General features: G+C 70.5%; 20 protein-coding genes and 1 pseudogene. 15 read left to right on the top strand and 6 right to left on the bottom strand.

The features are described 5' to 3' along the window. Positions 1-190: 190 nt before the first annotated feature. Complete coding sequence (locus tag IE258_RS33150; RefSeq protein ID WP_189749460.1) at positions 191-343, top strand: hypothetical protein; 153 nt, start codon at positions 191-193, stop codon at positions 341-343. A gap of 261 nt (positions 344-604) precedes the next feature. Here the strand turns inward: IE258_RS33150 and IE258_RS41440 are convergent. Beyond that, positions 605-850, bottom strand: a pseudogene (locus IE258_RS41440) (DUF6233 domain-containing protein); the annotation flags it as partial. A 196-nt stretch (positions 851-1,046) separates the two neighbouring features. Here IE258_RS41440 and IE258_RS33145 point away from each other — a divergent pair. Together IE258_RS33145 and IE258_RS33140 are read left to right on the top strand one after the other, a co-directional pair. Further along, entirely contained in the window at positions 1,047-2,015 is a 969-nt protein-coding gene (locus IE258_RS33145) for a DNA polymerase Y family protein (protein WP_189749602.1), read from the top strand. A gap of 21 nt (positions 2,016-2,036) precedes the next feature. Continuing rightward, entirely contained in the window at positions 2,037-2,417 is a 381-nt protein-coding gene (locus tag IE258_RS33140; protein WP_189749459.1) for a hypothetical protein, read from the top strand. 54 nt (positions 2,418-2,471) lie between these two features. Here IE258_RS33140 and IE258_RS33135 read toward each other — a convergent pair whose 3' ends face one another. Then, a complete protein-coding gene (locus tag IE258_RS33135; protein ID WP_189749458.1) occupies positions 2,472-3,140 on the bottom strand; it encodes an HNH endonuclease family protein in 669 nt (222 codons plus the stop codon). A 271-nt stretch (positions 3,141-3,411) separates the two neighbouring features. On the opposite strand from IE258_RS33135, the gene IE258_RS33130 reads away from it, so the two are divergent. Beyond that, on the top strand, positions 3,412-3,972 hold the full coding sequence (locus IE258_RS33130; RefSeq protein ID WP_229892567.1) for a hypothetical protein: 561 nt from the start codon (positions 3,412-3,414) through the stop codon (positions 3,970-3,972). A 177-nt stretch (positions 3,973-4,149) separates the two neighbouring features. Here IE258_RS33130 and IE258_RS33125 read toward each other — a convergent pair whose 3' ends face one another. Then, on the bottom strand, positions 4,150-4,587 hold the full coding sequence (locus tag IE258_RS33125; RefSeq protein ID WP_189749457.1) for a hypothetical protein: 438 nt from the start codon (positions 4,585-4,587) through the stop codon (positions 4,150-4,152). Positions 4,588-5,416: 829 nt separating this feature from the next. Here IE258_RS33125 and IE258_RS33120 point away from each other — a divergent pair. From IE258_RS33120 to IE258_RS33100, 5 genes are all read left to right on the top strand, one after another. Continuing rightward, the gene (locus IE258_RS33120; RefSeq protein WP_189749456.1) at positions 5,417-5,770 is read left to right on the top strand and encodes a DUF3846 domain-containing protein; all 354 of its coding nucleotides are present in this window, start codon (positions 5,417-5,419) and stop codon (positions 5,768-5,770) included. Positions 5,771-5,870: 100 nt separating this feature from the next. After that, entirely contained in the window at positions 5,871-9,131 is a 3,261-nt protein-coding gene (locus IE258_RS33115; protein ID WP_229892566.1) for a hypothetical protein, read from the top strand. A 191-nt stretch (positions 9,132-9,322) separates the two neighbouring features. Further along, positions 9,323-10,582 carry an RNA-guided endonuclease InsQ/TnpB family protein gene (locus IE258_RS33110; protein WP_189749454.1) on the top strand — a complete coding sequence of 420 codons (1,260 nt, stop codon included), beginning with the start codon at positions 9,323-9,325 and terminating at the stop codon, positions 10,580-10,582. Continuing rightward, positions 10,579-11,418, top strand: a complete 840-nt coding sequence (locus IE258_RS33105; protein ID WP_229892565.1) for a hypothetical protein — start codon at positions 10,579-10,581, stop codon at positions 11,416-11,418. The genes IE258_RS33110 and IE258_RS33105 overlap by 4 nt, the downstream gene beginning before the upstream one ends. Before the next feature lie 723 nt (positions 11,419-12,141). Continuing rightward, positions 12,142-13,206 carry a hypothetical protein gene (locus tag IE258_RS33100; RefSeq protein WP_189749452.1) on the top strand — a complete coding sequence of 355 codons (1,065 nt, stop codon included), beginning with the start codon at positions 12,142-12,144 and terminating at the stop codon, positions 13,204-13,206. 76 nt (positions 13,207-13,282) lie between these two features. Here the strand turns inward: IE258_RS33100 and IE258_RS33095 are convergent, their stop codons facing one another. Both IE258_RS33095 and IE258_RS33090 read right to left on the bottom strand, forming a co-directional pair. After that, on the bottom strand, positions 13,283-13,756 hold the full coding sequence (locus tag IE258_RS33095) for a hypothetical protein (RefSeq protein WP_189749451.1): 474 nt from the start codon (positions 13,754-13,756) through the stop codon (positions 13,283-13,285). A 14-nt stretch (positions 13,757-13,770) separates the two neighbouring features. After that, positions 13,771-15,036 (bottom strand): helix-turn-helix domain-containing protein, encoded by a 1,266-nt coding sequence (locus IE258_RS33090; protein WP_229892564.1) that lies wholly within the window; start codon positions 15,034-15,036, stop codon positions 13,771-13,773. A 222-nt stretch (positions 15,037-15,258) separates the two neighbouring features. On the opposite strand from IE258_RS33090, the gene IE258_RS33085 reads away from it, so the two are divergent. Both IE258_RS33085 and IE258_RS33080 read left to right on the top strand, forming a co-directional pair. Then, entirely contained in the window at positions 15,259-15,468 is a 210-nt protein-coding gene (locus tag IE258_RS33085; protein WP_189749449.1) for a hypothetical protein, read from the top strand. Next, positions 15,465-15,785, top strand: a complete 321-nt coding sequence (locus IE258_RS33080; protein WP_189749448.1) for a hypothetical protein — start codon at positions 15,465-15,467, stop codon at positions 15,783-15,785. Before IE258_RS33085 ends, IE258_RS33080 begins: the two co-directional genes overlap by 4 nt. A 200-nt stretch (positions 15,786-15,985) precedes the next feature. On the opposite strand, the gene IE258_RS33075 is transcribed toward IE258_RS33080, so the two are convergent. Continuing rightward, on the bottom strand, positions 15,986-16,705 hold the full coding sequence (locus tag IE258_RS33075; RefSeq protein ID WP_189749447.1) for a GntR family transcriptional regulator: 720 nt from the start codon (positions 16,703-16,705) through the stop codon (positions 15,986-15,988). 184 nt (positions 16,706-16,889) lie between these two features. Between IE258_RS33075 and IE258_RS33070 the strand changes: the two genes are divergently transcribed. The 4 genes from IE258_RS33070 to IE258_RS33055 all read left to right on the top strand — a co-directional run bounded on the left by IE258_RS33070 (position 16,890) and on the right by IE258_RS33055 (position 22,165). Continuing rightward, positions 16,890-19,148: an MMPL family transporter gene (locus IE258_RS33070; RefSeq protein WP_229892563.1), complete on the top strand. Its 2,259-nt coding sequence runs from the start codon at positions 16,890-16,892 to the stop codon at positions 19,146-19,148. 106 nt (positions 19,149-19,254) lie between these two features. After that, entirely contained in the window at positions 19,255-19,977 is a 723-nt protein-coding gene (locus IE258_RS33065) for a response regulator transcription factor (protein ID WP_189749446.1), read from the top strand. Then, on the top strand, positions 19,974-21,410 hold the full coding sequence (locus IE258_RS33060) for a sensor histidine kinase (protein WP_189749444.1): 1,437 nt from the start codon (positions 19,974-19,976) through the stop codon (positions 21,408-21,410). The genes IE258_RS33065 and IE258_RS33060 overlap by 4 nt, the downstream gene beginning before the upstream one ends. A gap of 71 nt (positions 21,411-21,481) precedes the next feature. After that, positions 21,482-22,165, top strand: coding sequence for a LuxR C-terminal-related transcriptional regulator (locus IE258_RS33055; RefSeq protein ID WP_189749443.1), 684 nt, complete (start codon positions 21,482-21,484; stop codon positions 22,163-22,165). Positions 22,166-22,180: the final 15 nt, after the last annotated feature.

The following is a 22,180-nucleotide window of genomic DNA, read 5'->3' as shown; positions in this document are numbered from 1 at the left end:
CCGGGCCTGGCGAACGGAGGGCACCTCAGGGGCCCCCATCCTGCCGCGCTGCGCCCGATACCCCCTCCCCCCCTTGGGCTCGGCTGCTGCTCCTGGTTGGGGAGCGGCTTCTTCGTCGAGCCGGGCTTGGAGGTCGACGTGTCCTCACGGGTGCCGCAGCGTGCGGCGCACAGGCGCAGGGAGGGTCACGGTGAACGGGCAGATGGAGCAGCGGACGGTGCTACTCGCACTCGTCGGATGCGGCACCATATACGTCGCCTTCGAGCATCCCGCCTTCGGCACCGCCCTCTCGGTGGGCGTCGGGGTGGTGACACTGGTGCATCTGCTGATGAGGCAACGCTGATCTTGTCGGCCTGCATGCACCCAGGGCTCGGGGTGTCGCGGCCTCGGGTCTGAAGCCGCGACACCCCTTCGGCGGGGCCTGCTCAAGGGTCACTCCGCCGAGCACGGGCTTGGGTGCCCTCGTCGGCCGGGGTCTACACCCGGCGCCGCTCAGGCAGCGCGCGCCTGACGGCAGGCCGGGCGTCGCGCGGCCGGACCGTGTAGGCGTTCGTGGGCGGGGCCCTGCGGCGCGGGATAAGTCGATGATGTGCAGCAGGACGTCGGGCTGGCAGTGGATGCAAGCCTTGAGACCTTGGGTGAGGAGGCGCCGGGCTTCATCGCGGTCGACGGGGCGGTGGCGCTTGCCGGCCATGTGGCAGTCGCTGGCGTGGACCTGGAGCGGCGGGCGGCCCGCGCCGATACCGAGTTCGACGATCCACTCGGGAGGCGTCGGCCTGTTGCGGCGGCCGTATTCTTCCTCGGCCTGCCGTTGCCGGATGGCTGCGGCCTTGGCGTCGATGCGCTGCACCCACAGGGCGTGCCAGATCCGCAGAGTCCGGAGCTGGTCCAGGTCAGAGGGCAAGTCATCGAACACATTTCCGATTCTATCCCCTGGCCCCGCCTCGCCGCCTATGGCATGTTCGAATTCCTGTTCGATAACGTGGTGGGTGGAGGTGGTGGTCGTGGGAGATGGCCAGGCGACGGAGGGCCGGGTGCCGACGGTGATGCATGTGCGCTGCCCCGACCGTCTCCGGGAGGGGGTCTACCGGCAGGTGCTGGAACTGCTGGCGGATCTGTCGCCGGTGGTGCAGGCGCTGCCACCGACCGCGGCCCTGGTGGAGCTGAAGGGGGCGCTGCGCTACCACGGGAGCGAGACGCACCGGCTGGGCGAGGTGCTGCGCGTGCGGACACTGTCCCAGCTCGGCGTCGACGTCCGGGTCGGTATCGGCCCCTCAATCACGGTCGCAGCGACGGCCTCCGCGCAGGTTCCCCTGCCCGGCGGCGTCCTGACCGTCGCCCCTGACGACGTGACCGACTGGCTGGCCCCGCTGCCGGTCGAGGCCCTCCACGGCATCGGCCCCCGCCAGTCCGGCGCCCTGCACGAATACGGCATTCACACGGTGGGCCTGCTGGCCGCGGTCTCGCCCGAGACGGTCCAGCGCCTGCTGGGCGGGAAGGCCGGACGGCTCGCCGCCGACCGGGCCCGCGGCCGCGACCCCCGCCCCGTCGTCCCCCGCTCCCTGCCCGCGGCCGCCACCGTCCGCATGCGGTTCGACCGGCACGTCCTGGACGGCGCCGACGTCCGCGCCGCCCTGCTGGACCTGGTCGTGCAGCTGGGACGGCTGCTGCGCCGCCGCGGCCAGGCGGCCCGCGCAGTGTCCCTGAGGCTGCAGCTCGCTGGCGGCGGCAGCTGGGAGAAGAGCAGGCGTCTGGCCGAGCCGTCCGCGCACGACGAGGACCTGCGGACCATGGCCTACCGGCTGATCGACGCCGCCGGGCTGCAGCGCGGCCGGCTCACCGGGCTCGTCCTCAAGGCCGACGACCTGGTCGACGCCGAGCGGGTGGCCCAGCAGATCAGCCTGGACCAGGCCCGCGAGGCCCGGCTCGTCGCCGAAGCCACCGTGGACCGGGTCCGCGACAAATTCGGCCCCGGCGTCATCGGCCCCGCCGCGACCGCCCGCCGGGCATCCTGAACGCCGCCCAGCAGCCGAGCCATGGATGACGGGAGCGCCGTGGAGCCGACAGAACTGCTCGCCCAGCACGGCGTGCCCCCGGCCCAACTCGAACCCGCACCGGCGCCGCCCGCACTGAGCGAGGTCATCACCCGGATCCTCGCTGCGCCGCCGCACCCGTGCTCCGCCTGCGGCGCGGACTCGGCCACAGCCCGCGTCGTGCCGTTCCCGGGTATGGGGCTGCGATGGGTGGATCTGTGCTGGGAGCACGGGATGTCGGTCCGCCGGAGATCCAGGGTGCCGACGACGTTGGAGGGGATTGCCGCGGATCTGCGGGCAGCGGCAGGGGAGGCGGGGCTGCCCCAGGCGGCGAGACTGGCGTTCACCCGCAGCGGCAACGACTACCGCACCGCCCACGGCTGACTCGCATCCCCACGTTGGGCTGCACCGTCCGCATACCAAGGGGAAGGGACGGGATTACGCGGCGAGTTCGAAGGTCACCTGCTGGCCGGGGCAGTCGCTCGCCGCGTCTCGCAGTGCCGCCACCTCGGTCTCGTCTGCGGTCAGGCTCCAGCGCAGCTTCGTGCCGACCCATTCGGCGATGTATCGGCAGTGCGCCGCGGCGGCCGGCGGCATCCACTGGGCCGGATCCTGATCGGCCTTGGACCGGTTCGAGCGGGCCGTGACGGCCACCAGCGACGTTTGCGCGCCCTGGTCGTTGGCGTACGCTTCCCGCCGCTGTGCCGTCCACGCGAAGGCGCCGCTGTCCCAGCTCTCCGCCAGCGGCACCATGTGGTCGATGTCCAGTCCGGACGCGGCCGTTACCCAGACCTGATCGTAGTAAGACCACCAGCGCCCGCCCGTAAGCCGGCATCGAGGGCCGACCGTAGGCGGCTCGACGGCCTCAGCGATGAGGACCTCGTTCCGGGTGGAGCAGCCGTCGGACGGGTCGTCACCACGGTTCCAGTGGCGGAAGGCATCCCGGTCGTAGCCGACGCGGGACTCGGCGTCGACCGGTAGACGGGTGACGGCTTCGGCGACAGTGAGCGTCTGGGCCGCCTGGGCCGCCTGGGCGGGCGTGGACGCGGTGATGGACAGGACAGCGAGGAGCGCGGCGACCAGGCCGCGCAGCACGGAGGTGACCATGCACCGTTGATATCGGCCAGAGCCGGGCACGGCCGCGGTTCGCGGAGTACGCCGCCCTTGTGAGTGCATTGGTCATACCGGACCGGGCGGCCAGGACGGTACAGAATGGCGGTCCGCCGACGACACCCTGGCGCACCGGCGACGCTGGAGGACATTAGCCGCGGACCTGCGGGCAGCGGCGGCGCAGGCGGGTTTGTCCCGGGCAGCAGCGCTTGCGATCGAACACCGCTTCTCGGTACGTGGGCAAGCCCCGCACCCCTACGATGCGGTGGTGCGGAACACCAAAGCGTTCAGAGAAGCCGTCGCCGAGACCCTCGCCGAACTCGCCCGCCGGGGCGTGACCCTCACGCCCGCGACGGTGGAGGACACCATCGAACGCAACGTCCGGGCGGTGGCCGACCAGCTTGGCATCCAGGCGCGATCCGCCTGGCGGTACTTTGACGCTGCCGCCCTCGCCGACACCATCGCCCACAGCGTGAAGGAACTCGAGGACAGCAGCGCCGACGACAGAGCCGGGCAAGCACCCATGCCGCCGAAGGACAACCCCGAGCTGGCACTCATCCTCGCTGGCGTGCCGGACGCCCTCGCCCAGACCGGCGGAGACCTGTACGCCGTCATCCTCAACGTCGCCGTCAATGCATGGACGGCCGGCCACATCCACGGCGAAGACGACTGCGAGGGATGCGAGGGAGGCCGCGGCCCCACCGGCCACGACTGGCAGGCCCGCATGCGCACCCTCACCGAGATGCAGCCGGACATCACCAAATGGTTCGACCGCGACGTGTGGACCCGCGCCATGAGCAGCACCGGCTTCACTGTCAACCGCACCTGACCGAGCCCGTCCCGCTCGACGGCCGAGACTGGTGGGAGAGGCTTGCCCACCCCGTGACAGCAGGACTTGCCCAGGCTCAGGCAGGGCTTGCCCACTGAATCGCTCCCCCCGCTGGGCGACGGTGTCCTGCGCCAAAGAATCTTGACCATCTGCCCACCGACAGTCTGACCGGCGCCGTCAGTCAGCTTGGAGGGCCTCGTTTCGCAGGGCGCGCAGCAGAGCCAACGCGTCCTGGTTGTCCGCGTCGGTGAAGGCATGGATCGCGAGCAGGACGGAGCCGCCGATCCGTTTGGCGGTGACGAGATCGTCGCCCGCGAGAATGGCCTGGTGGTGCAGGGAGTCGGTCAGGAGGAAGACGATGCGCGCCATGGGATCGCCATTGAGCTCTGCAACCCGCTGGCCGGTCTCGTCGTGGGTCATAGTGGCCTCGATGCCGAACGCGGCGAGCAGGACGCGGTGAAGCGTGTGCTGTCCATACGCGGCGAGCAGGGCCGCCAGCGGGCGCTCGCGCGTCCCACCCACCAGGGCCTTCAGGGCGCCGTCGTCGTTCTGGACGACGGCCTCCAGCGCTGCCAGGGCCCGCAGATGGTCGTCGTTGGTCAGCTCGTCATCCATGACCGCGAAGAGTAGGCCCATGCCCAGAGTGGGCGGTGATACTCGGCAGAAAACCACCCGGCAGAGTCGTGGTGGTGGGCTGCCATCGGTCAAAGTCCGGTGGCAAACGGTCAGTTCCAGCACAGGACCAGACGGCCGCAGCGGCACGGCTCTGGGCCGTCAGTATCGATTCCTTCCGCGACCCGGGAGCAACGCCCCGGCGATCTGACCCGGCATGCCGCGCCAAGGAACAGGCGCCCGCCCAGCCTCTCGTTGCTGCGGGCACACCGGCGCCCGACACCCGCTGTCCGGACCGGTGGCGTCCCGTCGTCCACTCCGCCGGGCGGACCGGCGCTTCTCGGGCAGTTGCTCCCTTAGTGGGCCTAACCGTTGCCTGGACGGGGGGCTCCACCGTTGCACCGAGAGTTGCACCGAGAGTTGCATTACCGCGCTGGCCGCCTCCTGTGTTCGCCCAGCTCACCAGCCCTGGGCAAGCCATCCACCTCTGCCGACACCTCTTTCTCCGCGTAAGCCGGAGGAAGAGGACGTAGTTCAGCACAGGCCAGCCGAGCCCAGAGCTCAGCCGATCCCGGCCCCGCTCAGTCGCCTCCGCCGGCGCCCCGGCCGACGCCGGCCGCTTTGCCCGCCGTGGGTCCGCCCAGGGGTGCACTGCGGGAGGCTGCCCGCAGCCACACGCGGGGCGCCGTGCGAGCCGCTGACCAGCGAAGACTCTCGAAGAACACTCCGAATCGACTTCCCATCTGTGATTCAAGTGCGGTATATTTGTCTCGTTGGTCGGCGGTGGCAGCCGACCGCACCGAAGATCCACACCGACAGAACGGGAAACATCATGGGTCACACGCCCGGCGCCCTGCTCATCACCCCTGAAGCGGACATCGTCCCGATCGACCTGCCCGCCAACAGCGACGAACGACTGACCGTCATGCGGTCGGTCATCCGCTGCGACCGTGTGGACGTCGTCGCCCTCACCAGCCAGATGGACATGTGGCTGGACGATGAGGGGATCTACAACCACCCGGTCAACAAGCTGGCTTCGCTGCTCGCGGTCCGGTTCGGCTTCACCCACCAGCCGTATCACGGTCCGGTGCTGCTGACCGGTGGCGCTGACAACGACGGCGAGACGGTCCCGCTCACCAAGGACAAGATCGTCGCCCTCCTGACCAGCATCACCGACCTGCTCTAGTCCCTCAAGGGGGGAGCGGCACAGACCGCTCCCCCCGCCCGGCGGCGGGGGAGTGGCACCCCCGCCGCACCGGAGACACACCGACTCAGGAGGACACCACATGTCGCGCATCATGATCACGACTCCCGCTCTGAACGCCATGTCGGGGCACGGCCTTACGGATGCGGCACTCATCGTCGACGGTCGGAGCACGGCGGTCGCCTACTCCGTGTTCTGCCCCGCGACCGAGCGGTACAGCCTCGTGACGCTCGACGGCCGCTGGATCATCCCCGGCAAGGAGGGATACAAGACCCGGGGACCGGCCACCACCTACGCGCGGCGGCACGTGAGCGACGTGCGGCCCGAGGCGCTGCGGGTGTACGAGCCGATCAAGCACACGGGGCGCCCGCAGGTGGGCCGCTACGGTGCGCGCCGGTCCGGTCGCTGCATGGGGCAAGTGCAGTCGGCGACCGTCGGATACGAGTGCGGTTCGTGCCGCGCGCACGTCTCGTGGGACCACGTGTGGGTCGACGGGTTCACCATCGTGCTGGACGGCCGGGGCACCCACACGGTGTCCTACGCACTGCGCAGCGAGCACCGCCGGGAATTCGGCACCGTCCCGACGGAGACTCCGGCGGTCAAGGCCCCGCCCCCCGTGGACATTCCGGCCGTGTCGGCGCCTGTGGCGGAGTCTGCGCCTGTTCCGGCGCCCGTCGCGGTTGCCACCCCGGTCGCTCCGGCGGAGTCTGAGGCGCCGTTCTGCGCCCCGTACAGCGTGGCCGAGTACAGCATCACGCCGGACGTGTCGGCGGTCGGCCGTATCGCGTACGGCGCACCTAAGCCCGTCAAGCGCTGGAAGGTCGTCGACGCGAACGGGCGTGTCGCCTCCGATGATCATCTGTCGCGGCTCGCAGCGGACACCCGCGCCGACTTCCTGAACGGCGAGTCGGGCCACGCACAGACCCCGGACACCTGCCCTGAAGGCACCCCGGACAATGTCCGTCCCCTGGTCAGTGTCGGAGCGCACGGTCGCGCATACGTCACGGGCGGGGGCGCGCGACTGAACATCGAGTCGGCGGACGGGCGCGCCCGGTTCACGCTGCACACCGTGCCGGATGACGCACACCAGGAAGCGCGCGACGGGTTCCACAAGCTTGCGCGAGAACTGTCCGGGGAGATCGTCAAGCGTGCCGACGGGCGCCCCGTGTTCAAGCCCGCGAAGGTTCAGATGTGGTCGGGCAAGCCCGCGCCGCGTAAGGCATTCGAGCCTAAGGACTACGCCCCGGGGTCCATGCTGGCCTGGACTGTGGACGGGGTCCGGTACACCGGGCAGGTGTGGGCGAACCGTGTGCGCTCCGGGAAGTGGAACGGTGACCGGGGTGAGTGCTCGGCGGTAGTGGTGGCGACGGTTGACGGCCGTCGGGCGCGGCGTGATGAGGCAGTGTGCCTGCCGTTCGTGCACGGCTCGCGCCGCAAGAGCACGTACGCGTTCGTGGCGACTCAGCACGGAAACGCGGACGTTGAGGTGATCGCCCCGCAGTGCGCGTCGGACGGTCTGTTTGATGTGGTGGCCACGACCGGTGACCCGGTTGAGGCATGGGAGTCGGAGGGTGGCTACGTCCCGGGTGTCGAGCCTGCCGACGCTCCGGCGGAGCCTGCCGACACTGTCGAGCCTGCCCCGGCGGAGACTTCCGAGCATGCCGACGCTCCGGCGGAGATTCCGGCCGGTGAGCACTGCCCCCGCTGCGACCGGAACACGCTGTACGGCATCGAGTGCGCCTACTGCGGCCACGTGATCATCACGGCCCTGATCGGCAGTGGCCCGCGACTGTGCCCGGCGGAGGAAAAGGCGCGTGCTACCGGGCGCCTGTACTGCCACCGTTGCTTCCGCACCGGGGTGGCGCTGTACGCCTCGAAGTACTGGACTGCGGACGGCGAGGGGCACCGGTTCCACATCTGCGCCGACTGCTACACCGCGCACGGGGGCCGTCTGCCGGAGGCTGGCCCGGCGCCGGTCAAGGCTCCGGCCGGTGCCGTTATCCGGGCCGCGCAGGCAGCGCGCAAGGAGGCGGAGGAGTCGGGCGCGAGCGTCGGCGAGATTCACCGTGCCGGGGAGGTCGCGCGTAAGGCGGTCGCCGTGGCGTACGGGCAGCGTCCGGCAGACGTGATCAGCGACCCGTGCAGCGTGGACGTGTGGGAGGGCGAGGGCGGGGCGTGCGTCGGCGTCGACCGGCCCAGCGCGCCGGACGCTGGATCGGGTGCTGTGCCCGTCGGCACCGACCCCTCTCCGGAAATGGGTACATGTACCGCTCCGGCCGTCGACGTGACCCTGGTAGTCCCTGACGTCGTGAGCGACCCGGGGGCCGTCGATACGTGGGACGGCGAGGGCGGCGCCGTGCCCGGTATCGAGGCGCCGCGCGCCTGCCTCGTGGCGGAGCGGCCCGGCCCGGACCCGTACGCCGTCCGTCCGGCCGTGGCCGAGTGGGTCACCACCCCGGGCACCAACCGCCGGACCGGGACGCTGACTTGCGCAGGGGAGGAGTACCGCGTCTACCGCGCTCCTGATGCGGTGCTGCCCTACACCGTGCGTCGGACCCTCGGCGGCGCCGACGTCGACCTGGGAGGCTGGGTCGGCATGGACGACGTGTGCGCGATCGTCCGGGCCGACCGCCGCCGCGTGGAGCAGGAACAGCGGCGTGCGGCCTACCGGATGCAGGGGGAGCGGCGCCAGGCACCCGTGCGGCTGACAGAGGAAGAGCGGCGAGCCATCGTCCGTCGGACGGAGGAGAAGCACCGTCCCGTGGCTGCGGAACTCTACGTCTCGCCGATCACGGGGAGCGCAGTGCTGGCTTTCGTGTGCGGGACGTGCGGGAACACGCACGATGACGTCCTGGGGCGGCCGAAGACCATCGACGGCCGGTACCGCACCCCGCTGTCCGTCGCACGGGACACCCTGGCTGCCTTGGTGGAGAAGCGCGGCTGGAAGGTCACCGGTCCGTGGACGGCCCACGGGACGCGCGGGGACACCATGCGCGCCCCGATCGCCCCGACACCCGCCTACCTCGCATGGGTGGACGCGACGTACGGGCCCGGCCCGGCCACGCCCAAGGTAGAGGCGGGGGAGCGCATCACCCCCGTCCAGCGAGGATGGTGGGAGGTGCTCAGCAAGGAAGGACACCGCTACGAACTCACCTGGCGCCCGACCCTGACCGGACCGGTGTGGAGCGTGTGTCACCAGAGCGCCGACGGCTTCGAAACGGTCGCCACGACCGGCATGGCGGACACCGTCCTGACCGGCATGCGGATCGACTCCGTCGAGCGGGGCAACCAGGCCGGCGACGAGGGGCACCCTGAATCGGTACATGTACCGCTTGCAAGCTGACCGTCCTGCCTCCTGGGTCCGCCCCGCCGGGTGGGCCCAGGAGACAGACGGCTACGACGGCGCCGGGGCATTGCTCCCACGGGCTCAGCGCTACGCCGCACGAGACAACTGGGCTCTTCTAGAGCGGAGTTCGCAGCACTGTCAGTAGCAGCCGCTAGGGTGTGATCACACCGGGCCGAAGGGGGTGTTTCATGCTGACGGGTCGCAAATATCGGCTAGAGCTGACGGCTGCTCAGGCTGAGCAGGGCCAGGAGTTCGCGGATGTGTGCCGAGCGGTGTGGAACACGGCCCTGGAGCAGCGGCGCGAGTACCGGCGCCGTGGTGGGCGGATGACCTACGTGTCGCAGACGGCAGAGCTGGCCGAGGCGAAGCGCGAGTTCGCATGGCTGTGCGCGGCTCCGGCGCAGGTGCTGCAACAGACGCTTCGCGATCTAGATCGCGCATGCCGTCAGCATGGGCCGTTCAAGGTGCGGTGGCGTTCGAAGGGCCACTGGTCTCCGTCGTTGAGGTTCCCTGACCCGCAGAGGATCCATGTTGAACGGGCGGGGCGGAAGTGGGGCCGAGCGAAGCTGCCGAAGCTCGGGTGGGTCCGCTTTCGTTGGTCCCGCCCCCTCGGCGGTGCGGTGCGCTCCGCAACCGTGTCCCGGAGGGGTGGGCGCTGGTTCGTGGCGTTCCTCATCGAGGACGGCAAGATCGCGCCCGAGCAGCACTCCTTGCCGACCAGTGCCGTCGGGATTGACCGGGGTGTGAAGGCCGCAGTTGTCACCAGTGATGGCACGTTCCACCACCGCGCATTCACCTCGGAGGGGGAGGCCGTCCGGTACCGGCGGCTCCAGCAGCGGCTTGCCCGGCAGCGCAAGGGCAGTGCCAACCGGCGCAAGACCATCGCCGCCATGGGCCGGATCGCGGCCCGGGTTGCCGACCGGCGTACAGACTTCTACGCCAGGACTGCGAACCGCCTTACGACACGGAATGCCCTGATCGTCTTGGAAGACCTCCGCGTGAAGAACTTGACGGCGTCAGCCGCTGGTACTCTGGCCAACCCCGGACGGAATGTCCGTCAAAAGGCCGGGCTGAACAGGGCGATCCTCGAGACGGGATGGCACCGCCTCGAACTCGCCCTTGCTAGCGTGGCGCGGTACACGGGCACGCGTGTGGTGAAGGTCAATCCGGCGTACACATCGATGTCCTGTCATGCCTGCGGGCACACAGCTCCGGAGAACCGTGATAGCCAAGCGGTCTTCCGGTGTCGTGCATGTGGTCACCAGGATCACGCGGACATCAACGCCGCGAAGAACATCAAGGCCGCGGGGCTCGCGGTCTCAGCCTGTGGAGACGTCGGCGCCGGCCGGTCTGTGAAGCAGGAACCTAAAAGCCGGGCAACCGGCCGAACCCTGTGCGTAGGGGAATCCCCGGTACATGCCGGGGAGGAAGCCAAATGTACCGGATGAGTGCGCGTATCAAGTGGCAGGAGATCATCAACCGGGCCCGCGACATCGTCGAGGGCTACGACGGCGGCGTCACCGTACGACAGGTCATGTACCGGCTCGTCGCCGAGGGGCTCGTGCCGAACACCGCACCGACCTACCGCAGACTCTCCTCCCGGCTCGCCCAGGCACGCCGCGACGGCCACTTCCCGGACCTCATCGACACCATCCGCGAAGTCCACGTCCCGCCGGCCTGGCCGGACGCCGACGCATTCTTGGCAGACATCCCCCAGCAGTTCCGCCTAGACCGCACCCGCGGTCAGGAATGGGCCCTGTACGTGGCGGCCGAGAAGGACACGCTCCGCCAGCTGCTGACCGGATGGCTTGCCGAGTACGGCATCCCCGTCCTCGTCGTGCGCGGATTCGGCAGCCAGTCCTACGCCGACGTCGTCCGCGACCGCGCGCGCAGCGATCCCCGCCCGGCGACGCTCCTCTACATCGGCGACTTCGACGCCAGCGGCTCCGACATCGAACGTGACTGGGTGAAGCGCACCGACTGCTGGGAGCGCGTGGAGCGGGTGCTGTTGACGGACGGGCAGGTCCGTGAGTACCAGCTGCCGCCGGCCGAGGGGAAGCGGGACGATCCGCGCTGGCCCGGATTCGCCCGCCGCTACGGCTTCGACCTCGACCGCCCAGTCCAGTGGGAGGTCGAGGCGCTGGAACCCGCGGAACTGAAGCGCCTGGTGATGGAGGCCGTTGACGCCTACATCGACCGGGAGGTCCTCGCGGAGGTGAGGGCCGAAGAAGAGCACCAGCGCGCCCAGCTCACCGCCCTCCTCGGCCGACACCAGGACGGCTGAACGGAGCGCACAGATTCGGTTGTCGGGAACAACCGGTGCGGTGAGCACGGCGCTGTGCTGGGTTCGCGCTGCGCTTCCGGACTTGCCTCGTCGTGCCCGCCGTCGGCGCGGCGCCCCGCTCGGGGGCGGTTGGGCCGCAGGGGAACGAAAGCGGCCGGCGCCCAATCCGCCGAAGCGGGTGGCAAGGGCACCGGCCAACCGAAGACACACACCGTCCAGGAGACCCGAACGGACGTGGTCGCGCTTCGAGTGTAGCGGTGCGGCAGGTCCGAGGAACGCCTTCTTGCCCGCGATGATGTAAGTCCGGTAGTTTTCTTTCGTTGGGTGTGTTGTGGCAAGCACACCCGTGCCGAAGCCATCACCGTTCTCGAGGAGCACGTCCATGCTGCACCGCGAACGGCCTCGTGCCGCCCTGATACCCGATGCGGGGAATGCCGTCGGCACGACACACGCCATGACCGCGGCCTCGAGGACCTCCCGCGCCTGGATGGTCGGAGACCTGGCCCACCATCGTATGGACGGCCTGGAGATGCTCGAGGTACGGGCGGTCGCCCCAGACGCGCGGCTTGCGACGGCGATCACCGTCAGGCTGCCGTGCGCCCTCTCGAAACCCCACGGGAGAGTTCTGCGGCTTCGTCGACGCACACTTGCACCGCAAGGCCCGTTCGCCACCCGCTCGGAACGCCGACGCCGGCGCCCTGCATCACCGACCAGGAGAGAACGATGATCCGCGCCGGACGCCGCAACTATGCTCAGACCAGCGACGAGCTCGCCAAGGCGATGGGCATCAGCATTGGAACCTTCCGTAACAAGCAGCCCTACACCGACGAGGACTTTCCGCCGCTGATCAGTTCCGAGGGCGCACGGGTGAAACTGTGGGACAGTCAGCAGACCGCCGCATATCTGGCCGGCCGCCCCGTCCCCGCCGCTCCAGACGAGGACGACGACCAGGACCTCCTTGACCGCAACGAAGCCGCCGCCGAACTCGGCGTCTCCCCCAAGACCTGGGACGACTACAAGAGACACCCCCAGATCGCACCCCACCTCACCAAGGTCAAGGGCGTGGAGCACTGCCCCCGCGGCATCCTCAAGACCTTCCGGACAGCCAAGAGCACCAGCACGGACACCAGCCCCAAGGGCCGGCCCAAGGGCAGCGGCGACATGGTCCCGCGCGACGAAGTCTCCGCCCGCGTCGGCGCCCTGCTCGACGAGGACCCGGCGGTGACCCTCGCAACGGTCCAGGAGCGCCTCGGCCTGTCCTACGCCGCGGCCGCGCGCGCACTGCCGCGGCTGCGCGGCGAGCGCCTCGCCGACCTTCTGCAGGCCGAGCCGGACCTGACCCCCGAGGATGCCGCGACCCGTCTCGGCTACCCGGCCGCGGTGCACCGCACGACCCTGTCCAGCGCCGCCACCGAACTGCGCGCCCGACAGGTCCAGCCGTATCTGCAGCGCGTCGCCGACGTCCTGGTCGGCGCGGGTCTTGCCGAGCAGCAGGACGTGGTGGTCCAGCGCCTGGCGGGCGACGCGCTCGCCGCGGCCGTCGTGCTGAATCACGCTGGTGCACACGCCCTGGTGTGGGACGAGCGCTACGGCTGGCGCACCGCCGTCAGCCGGCGCCACCCGATCGGCAAGGACACCGGCACCCCGCCGGAAGGCGACGGCATCCGGTACCTGAGCACGGCGCAGCAGCCCGAAGCCGCCGAGCTGCTCGCCGCGCTCAACGACGGCCGGCGCGGCTCCCGGCAGCCCGACACGATCCACCCCGCCGGAACTACTTTGCACGGCTGAACGGAAGCGGCCCTCCGTACGGGACTCGGCAGCAGCTGCTCATTACAGGGCCCGGGCCACCAGTACTCCACTGAGGTCACCGGCTGGCGCCCTCGGGCCACAGCACCCGTACCGGGACGCCGGTCCGTTCGGCGTAAGCGACCACGTCTGCGGTGCCACCGTATCCCCGGGCCGGCTTCCCGTCCCATACCGCGACCAGCTCGTCGACCAGGCCGACGAGGATCTCGGATCCGGCCTGGTGGGCTTCGGAGGTCGACTCGGTCATGCCTGTGTGGTGGATGTCGGCTGCGAGGGCGATGAGCTGGTCGTAGACGGGGTGGTGCCAGTCGGGCAGGCCCTGGCGGTACTCGGCGGCCGGGACGACGACCTCCAGGCGACCGCCGTGCTTCAGCACGGTCTCGGCGAACCAGGAGTCGGGTCCGTCGGCGATGCACGAGGCGCCGACCAGGTCGGCGGGGTCGTGTGCCATGACGTATGCGGTCAGAAGCACCCGTACCTGGGCCTCGACGTGTGTGCTCAGTCCGCGGTGCCCGGTGATTCCCACCTTCATGCGGTGTTCCCCTCCTACAGGTAGACGCCGTGCAGGCGCTCGTCGAAGTCCCGCACCACTTTGGGCGGTGAAGCGGTGGTGAGGCTACGGCGCACGGCGCGAGCGCGTTCCACGATCCGCCCGGACCGGTACTGCAGGCCGGTGTCGAGGGCGCTGGAGGCGAGGGCGAACGCGGCTTCCACCCGTCCGCCGGCGAGATGCCCGGCGGCGATGTCGAGGACGAGCAGGGCGCGTTGCTTTGCGTGTCCTGTGGTCAGGGCTTCCACGTCCTGGGCGAGTACCCACTTGGGAAGTTGGAGGCGTGCGCCGCAGGTGACGCGGCAGGCGGCCACCTTGTCGGGGGTGAAGGAGAACACCCACGGCCACGGCGGCGGCTCCTGCTCGGCGGTCAATGTCTCGGCGGCTGTGCGGGACTCGGTCAGGGCCCGGTCCGCTCTGCGCTGGTCGCCGGCCGCCGCGTGCCCGAGGGCGTCCACGGTCAGCAGCCATGCGTCGGCGACGGCCGGGCGTTGCTCGCCGAGCACCCGGCGGGCGCGCCGGGCCAGGTTCAGGGACTCCACGCCGTTGCCGGCGTGCGCCTCGAACTGGGCGAGCGTGCCTATCTGGTACGCGGTCAGGAGCGCGTTGCCGGACGCTCGTGCGGCTTTGACGGCTCCGCCGTACCAGGAGCGGGCGGACCCGTGGTCGCCTTTGTCCCAGGCGAGCCAGCCCGCGAAGGAGGCGGCTTCGCTGCCCGCGGCGGCCAGCCGTGCTCGGTCGGCGTCCCCGGCCGCGGACCGGGTGAGGGTCTGGGTGAGCCGGATGTGGCCGTCCACGGCGTCGGCGAGGTCCCGGGAGGGGGTGGTGCCGTCGAGTCTGCGGTAGGCGCTCGTGGTCAGTCGCAGCGCGGCGGCCTGCCCGCCGGTCGTGTCTCGGGGATCGGGTGCGGCGGCTATGACGGGGGCTGCCATCGCGGCGAGGGCGCCGCCCAGGACGGTGCGTCGGTGCATGGGATCGTCGTCTCTCGCCTGGCCCTGCGGCGTGCGCCCGTCTGCCAGACCCACCAGCGTCGGCGGAATCTCAAGATGCGCAGCCGCCGCGGCCAGGACGTCGGTGCTGTAGGGGGATGAGCCGCGTTTCTCCAGACGTGAGACGGCGGACTGCGACATCCCGAGGGCCTGCCCCAGTGCCGCCTGCGTCATCTGCCGCTCTTTGCGGGCCAGTTCGATGACGCGCCCGTAGTCCCCGGCCCGGGAAGCGCCCCGGATCGGACCGGTCTGGAAGTCCACGACGTCCCCCAAGCTACGAGTCCGTGCGGCATCCGGCGCCTGTCCGTACCCGTGCAGCGCATATCGATATGCACATGCCGCATGGGTGATGGTCCCACAGCGCACGGTGATCGTTGACTGGGCGTCAGGCCAACCGCTCCCGCCTTGGGCGGATGTTGTGGCCGGTGGTCGTCTCCGTGCCCCCGTCGGGGACGACCACACCCCCTGTCGACCGTGAGCGCGAGGCGACTGATCATGACGACGCACAGCATGACGCCCCACCTGCCGCCGCTGGTGGACGCCCCGACGATCAACCTGGATGCCCTGACGGTCCGCCAGCGCGCGGGCACGTCGTGCGTGTGGTGCGCGGGGACGGCATCGCCTCGTCATCCCGTGGGCGCCCTGCGTGCGTGCGAGTGCTGCGCCGGCCTGTACGGCGTCCCGGCCGTGGAGGCGAACCAGTGACTCGCATCGGCACCGACGACTTTCCAGCAGGCCTGGATCACACCGTGGCCCGGCTCACCCTGGCCCAGCCCAGCCCCGTGAGCACCCGCGCCTTTGCCGCTTCGCGCTGCGCCAGAGTGAACGCCTGCGGGTCGTACTCGGGCCTCGGAGCCCTCCTCATGCTGGTGCTCAGGCGGGAGGTCGGCGACGGCGGTACGGATGGCGCCAGCGGCGCGCTCGGCTTCATGGTGGGCCCGGCTGCTCAGGAAGGTCTGACCGCAGGAGCTGGTTGTGCCATCGTGCTGGTGGGGACGGTGGGTGGTTGGGCTCGCGAATAGAGGCCTATATCGCGACTGGGTAGGGAGTAGTATCTGACACTGCGTGGTTGATTGGTCAGCCGGTGATATCCAGGGGATGGCGCCGTTGACGGCGCGGCGGAGATTGGCGATCGGCGCCGAGTCGCAGCCTGTAGCCACCTGAGCAGGGCGGATTCTCGCGGCCATCCGTGCGCTACGTGCTCGCGTGCGCGGACGGTTGGTCATCCGGCAAAGCGTGTCTCGATGCGGGACGTGTTCGAGGTGTGGCTGTGTGCCCTCATCAGTTCCTCGGCCTTGTCCCCGTTGCCCGCTGCGATGGCATCGTAGATGGCCCGGTGCTGTCGGTACCGTTCGTCGACGACGTTTCCCTGCTCGCTCCGTACTTGTGACAGTGCGCTGTTGCGTCTGCCTTCCGAGCCGAAGGCGTCCACGGTGTGCAGCATCTGCAGGAGGATCGCGTTGCCGCCGGCCTCGTCGACGAGCGTGTGGAAGCGGCCCATCAGTTCCTGGATCGCGAGCACCAGGTCCCGCTCCTCGTCGCTTCCCGGTGCCACACCGCGCAGCTCGTTGCGCAGGTCGTCCGCCTCGTCCAGGCATGCTGACATCTGGCGGCGCTGGGCCGCCGTCGACTTTTCCGCGGCCAGCCGGGCGGAGAGCGCCCTGAGCACGTCCTCGATCATGGTGAACTCGCGGAGTTCCTCCTTGCCGAACTGCGCGACGCGGACGGACCGGGGCCCCGTCCGTTCCACCAGCCGGTCCTGTTCCAGTCGCCGCAAGGCCTCGCGCACGGGAGTGGCGCTGATGCTGAGCGACTCGGCCAGTCCTCGCTCCGTGACCTTCTCCCCGCGTCGCAGTACGCCGGTGACGATCGCTTCGCGGATGGCGGCGTACGCCTGATCGCCGAGCGTCGCCGGCGATGAGAGTTGAGGGAGCTGACCCATGACGGCATGGTATTTGCTACAGCACCGGTGGTCAATCACGGTCCTTCGTGGCTGTCCGCCGCGCGGCGGAACCTTGAGGGCGCCGCGAGGGGATCGTCAAGAAACCCTCAGGTTCACCGGTGGGAGGCCGTCAAGTCGGCCCGGAAGAGTTGGGGCCTCAACCCACTAGCGATGAGGATGAGGCATGGCAACGCTTTTGTACCGCCTGGGGGCTTTCGGCGCCCGACGGTGGCGGACGATGCTCGTCGGATGGCTGCTGGCCCTGGCCGCCGTGATCGGTCTGGGCTTCTCCCTCGCCGGCGAGTTCGAGGACAGCAGTTCCATTCCCGGCTCGCCCGCCCAGACGGCCCTGACGAAGATGGATCGTCACTTCCCGTCGCCCGACACCCAGTCAGCGCAGATCGTCTTCCAGGCACCCGCGGGGCAGAAGGTGACCGATCCGGGGCTCGGTGAGGCGCTGGCGTCCAGCCTGGCGGCCGTCGGCGATGTGAGCGGTGTGACGGAGGTCGGCAACCCCGCCCAGGACGATGCCGTTTCCAAGGACGGGCGCACTGCGGTCGCGGACGTCTCCTTCTCGACCAAGGCGGAGGAGGACGTGCCCGCCGGCACGCTGGACGCGGTCAGGAAGGCCACGGATCCCGCCGAGCGGGCCGGCCTGAAGACCATTCATGGAGGTGACGCGTTCGCCGAGTCGACTCCTCCTGTCGGCCCCACCGAGCTGGTGGGCATGGGAGTGGCCCTGGTCATCCTCATGGTCACGTTCGGCTCGCTGGTCGCCGCCGGTCTGCCGCTGCTCACCGCCATCCTCGGTGTCGTCGGCACCATGGCCGCCATGATGGGCGCTGCCTCGCTGCTCGGGGTGAGCGACAACGCTCCCACCTTGGCGATGATGCTCGGTCTCGCGGTCGGCATCGACTACGCCCTGTTCATCGTCTCGCGGCACCGCGCCCAACTGGCCACCGGCATGCCGGTGGTGGAGTCCGTCGCACGGGCCAACGCGACCGCCGGCAGCGCCGTGGTCTTCGCCGGGGCCACCGTCGTCATCGCTCTGGCCGGCCTGACGGTGGCCGGTGTCCCGATGCTGACCTCCATGGGTCTGGCTTCCGCGGGCGCCGTCGCCTCCGCCGTCGTGCTGGCGCTGGGCCTGCTTCCCGCCCTGCTGGGCATGGCCGGCCGTACCCTCGTCCCCAGGGTCGGCACCGACAAGCGCCCCGGCACCGACAAGCGCCTCAGGCCGGTACCCGGCCTCGGTCGGCGGGCCCGGCGGCGGGCGGTGCCCGGCGGACGCACTCCCTTGGGGGTGCGCTGGACGGAGGCCGTACTGCGCCGCCCCGTCCGCGCCCTGATCATCGGCACGGTCGCCGTCGTCGCGCTCGCCCTCCCGGCGATGCAGCTCAAGCTCGCGGTCACCGACGACGGCAACGCGCCCGCCACCTCGTCCAGCCGCCAGGCGTACGACGTCATCAGTGACGCCTTCGGCCCCGGAGCCAACGGACCGCTCGTCGTCCTCGTCGAGGACCAGGACCCGAAGGCCGTGGAATCGGCGGCCGCCGCCGTCGAGGACAGGCTGGCGAACGTCGCGGGCATCGCGGACGTCAGCGGTGTCGACGTGGCGGAGGACAAGGGCGCCGCCCGGATCCAGATCATCCCGGAGACCGGCCCCAGGACCCCGGAGACCAGCAGCCTGGTGTCCCACCTCCGCACCGAGTTGAAGCCCTTGGCCTCGTCCACCGGCAGCTACGTCGCCGTGACCGGGCTGACCGCCGTCAGTATCGATGTCTCCGACAAGCTCAGCGGTGCGCTCGTGCCGTTCGGGATCGTCGTGGTCGGCTTCTCGCTGCTGCTGCTGATGGTCGCGTTCCGGTCCGCCGCCATTCCCGTGAAGGCCACCATCGGATTCCTCCTCTCCCTGGGCGCCGCGTTCGGAGCGACGGTCGCGGTGTTCCAGTGGGGATGGCTGTCCGGGCTCTTGGGCGTGGACAGCACGGGTCCGGTGGCCAGCTTCATGCCGATCATCGTGATGGCCGTCCTGTTCGGCCTGGCCATGGACTACGAGGTGTTCCTCGTCTCCGCCATGCGCGAGGACTACGTCCGCCACCGCAACCCGCGGCTCGCGATCCTCACTGGCGCTCGCAACGCGGCCCGCGTGGTCACGGCCGCGGCCCTCATCATGATCTCGGTGTTCATCAGCTTCCTGTTCTCCCACGACGCCGACACGATGGCGATCGCCTTCGCACTGGCCTTCGGCGTGCTGGTCGACGCCTTCGTCGTCCGGATGACCCTGGTGCCGGCGGTCATGGCACTGTTGGGCGACCGGGCCTGGAAGCTGCCCCGCAGGCTCGACCGCATCCTGCCTCACCTCGACGTCGAGGGCGAGAACCTGAACGCCCCCGGCACCAGCCCCCAGGTTCCCGCCGAGCCCGTCGTGTCCGTGAACCAGTGACGCCGTGAACAGCCGAGCAGGTACCGGGACACGTATCGCTTGCGCCGCACCGGCCCGAGCAGTGGTAGAAGTCGGGCCGCCGTACGAGCCCGTCGAAGGAGCACTCATGAACACCGCCGAGGCACCGCAGCCCACTGACCGCGTCCTCGTGGTCGACGACGATCCCGGTATCCGCCGTCTGCTGATCTCCGCCCTCGGTTTCGCCGGCTTCGAGGTCGACGTGGCCGGCGACCTGACCGAGGCACTCCGGCAGGTCGACCGGCAGCCCCCCGATGTGATCGTGCTGGACGTCATGCTCCCCGGAGCCGACGGCTTCGAGATCCTGCAACTGCTCAGGGGCCGCGCCGTGGCCGTCCCGGTCCTCTTCCTCACCGCCCGTGACGCCGTGGAGGACCGGGTGCGCGGGCTGCGGCTGGGCGGCGACGACTACGTCACCAAGCCCTTCAGCGTCGTCGAGGTGGGCGCCCGCCTGCACGCCCTGCTCCGCCGCTCCCGCGGCGGTGCCCCCGCCCAGGAGGAGACGGGCCGGCTGCGGTGTGGCGATCTGGAACTCGACGACCCCCGTCACGAGGTCCGCCGCGCAGGCGAACTCGTCGACCTGTCACCCACCGAGTACCGACTGCTGCACCACCTGCTGTCCCACCAGGGCCAGGTCCTCTCCCGCGCCCAGATCCTCGAGGCGGTCTGGCAGTACGACTTCGGCGGCGACACCGTCGTCGTCGAACGCTTCGTCTCCAACCTGCGCCGCAAGATCGACCACGGCCGCACCCCGCTGCTGCACACCGTCCGCGGCGTCGGCTACACCCTCCGGGAGCAGGCAGCCCAGTGAAAGCGAAGCTCCGTCTCGGCTGGTCCCGTTCCAGCGTCCGCCTGCGCCTGCTCTCAGGCCTGGCCGTCCTCCTCGTGTTCGGCCTCACCGCCTCCACCGTCATCAGCGCCTTCCTCCTGGAGGACTTCCTGGACAAACGCTACGACGACACGCTGCGGGGCAGCGCCGAGCGCGTGGCCGACGTCATCTCGCAGGGCCCGCAGAGCGCCGACGCCGACCAGCTCGCCGCCCTCCTCGGACCCCCGCTGGGCATCATCGCCGTCGACCGGGACAACCAGGTCCTGGAGAGCACCGGATCCGCGACCGCCTCGGCCGGCGCGGTGGCACGGCTCAGCACGACCGTTCCGGCCGGCCGCATCGTCACCTACGACGGACACGACGACCAGGAACACGGCCTCGCGTCCATCCGCGTCCCCAGCCCTGGCCTGCGCATCGTCGACATCTCGGGCACCGCTGAGCCGCTGAGGCCCGCAGCGCTCGTCCTCACCATCGACACCTCCATCGACGACAGCACCACTGCCGCCCTCATCAAGCGACAGCTCGCGCTGGTCGGCGGCGCGCTGCTGCTCCTGCTGGCCCTCGCCACCGTCGTCCTCCGGCTCGGCATGCGCCCCCTGACCCGCATGGCACACACCGCCGACGCCATCGCCGAAGGCCATCTCAGCGAACGGCTGCCCACCCGCGGCAACGGCAGCGAGACCGACCTGCTCGCCGAGGCCGTCAACCGCGCCTTCGACGCCCAGGCCCGCGCGGAAGCCACCGTGCGCTCCATGGCCGCCGACACCTCCCACGAACTGCGCACCCCCCTGGCCACCATCTCCGGCTGGCTCGACCTGCACCGGCAGGGCGGCGTCACCGGACCGGGACTGGAGACGGCGTTCGAGCACATAGAGAACGAGGTCGGCCGGATGCGCCTGCTCGTCGAAGACCTAGCCCTGCTGGCCCGCCTGGACGCCGGCCGGCCCGTCGAGCAGGACCCCCTCGACCTCACGGCCCTGGCCGCCGGCGTCGTCGAGGACGCCCAGATCATCTACCCCGAGCGCGGCATCACCCTGGCACCGGCGTCGCCGGCGCCCGTCCTCGGCGACGCCCACCGGCTGCAGCAGGTAGTACGCAACCTCGTCGGCAACGCCGTCCAGCACACCCCCGCACACACCTCCGTCCTGGTCGAGATCACCCAGCTGGACACGGACGTGCGGCTGCGTGTCGTCGACGACGGGCCCGGTATCTCACCCCAGGACCTGCCCCGGGTCTTCGAACGCTTCTGGCGCGCCGAGGCCAGCCGCAGCCGCGCCTACGGCGGCTCCGGCCTCGGTCTCGCGATCGTCGAAGCCATCGTCCACGCCCACCACGGGCGCGTGGACGTCGAATCGGAGGTGGGGGTAGGAACCACCGTCACCATCCGACTGCCGCGCGCGCCCCGCACGGGCTGACCCGCCCGGCGCCACGTTCCCCGTCCGAAGCCCTGCCGGGCCGCCGTCCCACGCAGAAAGGCCAGCCACACATGTCCACGGTGCTCCTCGCCGGCGGTCCCACGCTCGTACGCGCGGCCATGGCCCGAGTGATCGAGGCGAGCGGCCTCCTCGACGTCGTCGGTCAGGCCGCCGACGAGACACGACTACGAGCCGCGCTCACGGCACCCGCACGGCCGGACCTGGTCCTGCTCGACCGCACCCTCCGCGGCGGGAACATCGCCCAGTTCGCGGAGGCCGTCCGCATCGCGTCCAAGCCCGCCCGGACGATCGTCTTCGGCATCGCCGACGCACGAGAGGCCGACGCCTGTCTGAGAGCGGGTGCCACCGGGGTCCTGGCCGCCGACGTCACCGCCGCCCAACTCGTGGCGGCCACGGAAACCGTGCTGCGCGGAGGACTCGTCGTCGTGCTGGAGACGGCGCCCGCAGTCACGCCGCTCCGTCCCCGGACGGCCGGACCCGACGTGATACCGCCCCTGTCGGGACGAGAGCGTCAGGTCCTCACCCTGCTGGCGCACGGCCACGAGGCACCCGCCATCGCCGACGCACTCGGCATCAGGCCCCTCACCGTGAAGACACACATCGCCAACCTCCTCGCCAAGATCGGCGTCCGCCATCGAGGCCAGGCCATCGCGTTCGCCTACGAGCACGGCATCGTCACGCCGAGCGCGACGCTCGTGGACCCTTTCGTCGCCCGGCTCCCCGCGGCGTCCTGAACACCCGCCGCCAAA

The sequence above is a fragment of the Streptomyces tendae genome (genome assembly GCF_014650435.1).
In the GTDB taxonomy this organism is placed as follows: domain Bacteria; phylum Actinomycetota; class Actinomycetes; order Streptomycetales; family Streptomycetaceae; genus Streptomyces; species Streptomyces tendae.
The sequence above is the reverse complement of the archived record's forward strand: the minus strand, read 5'-3'. Positions and strand labels throughout refer to the sequence as shown.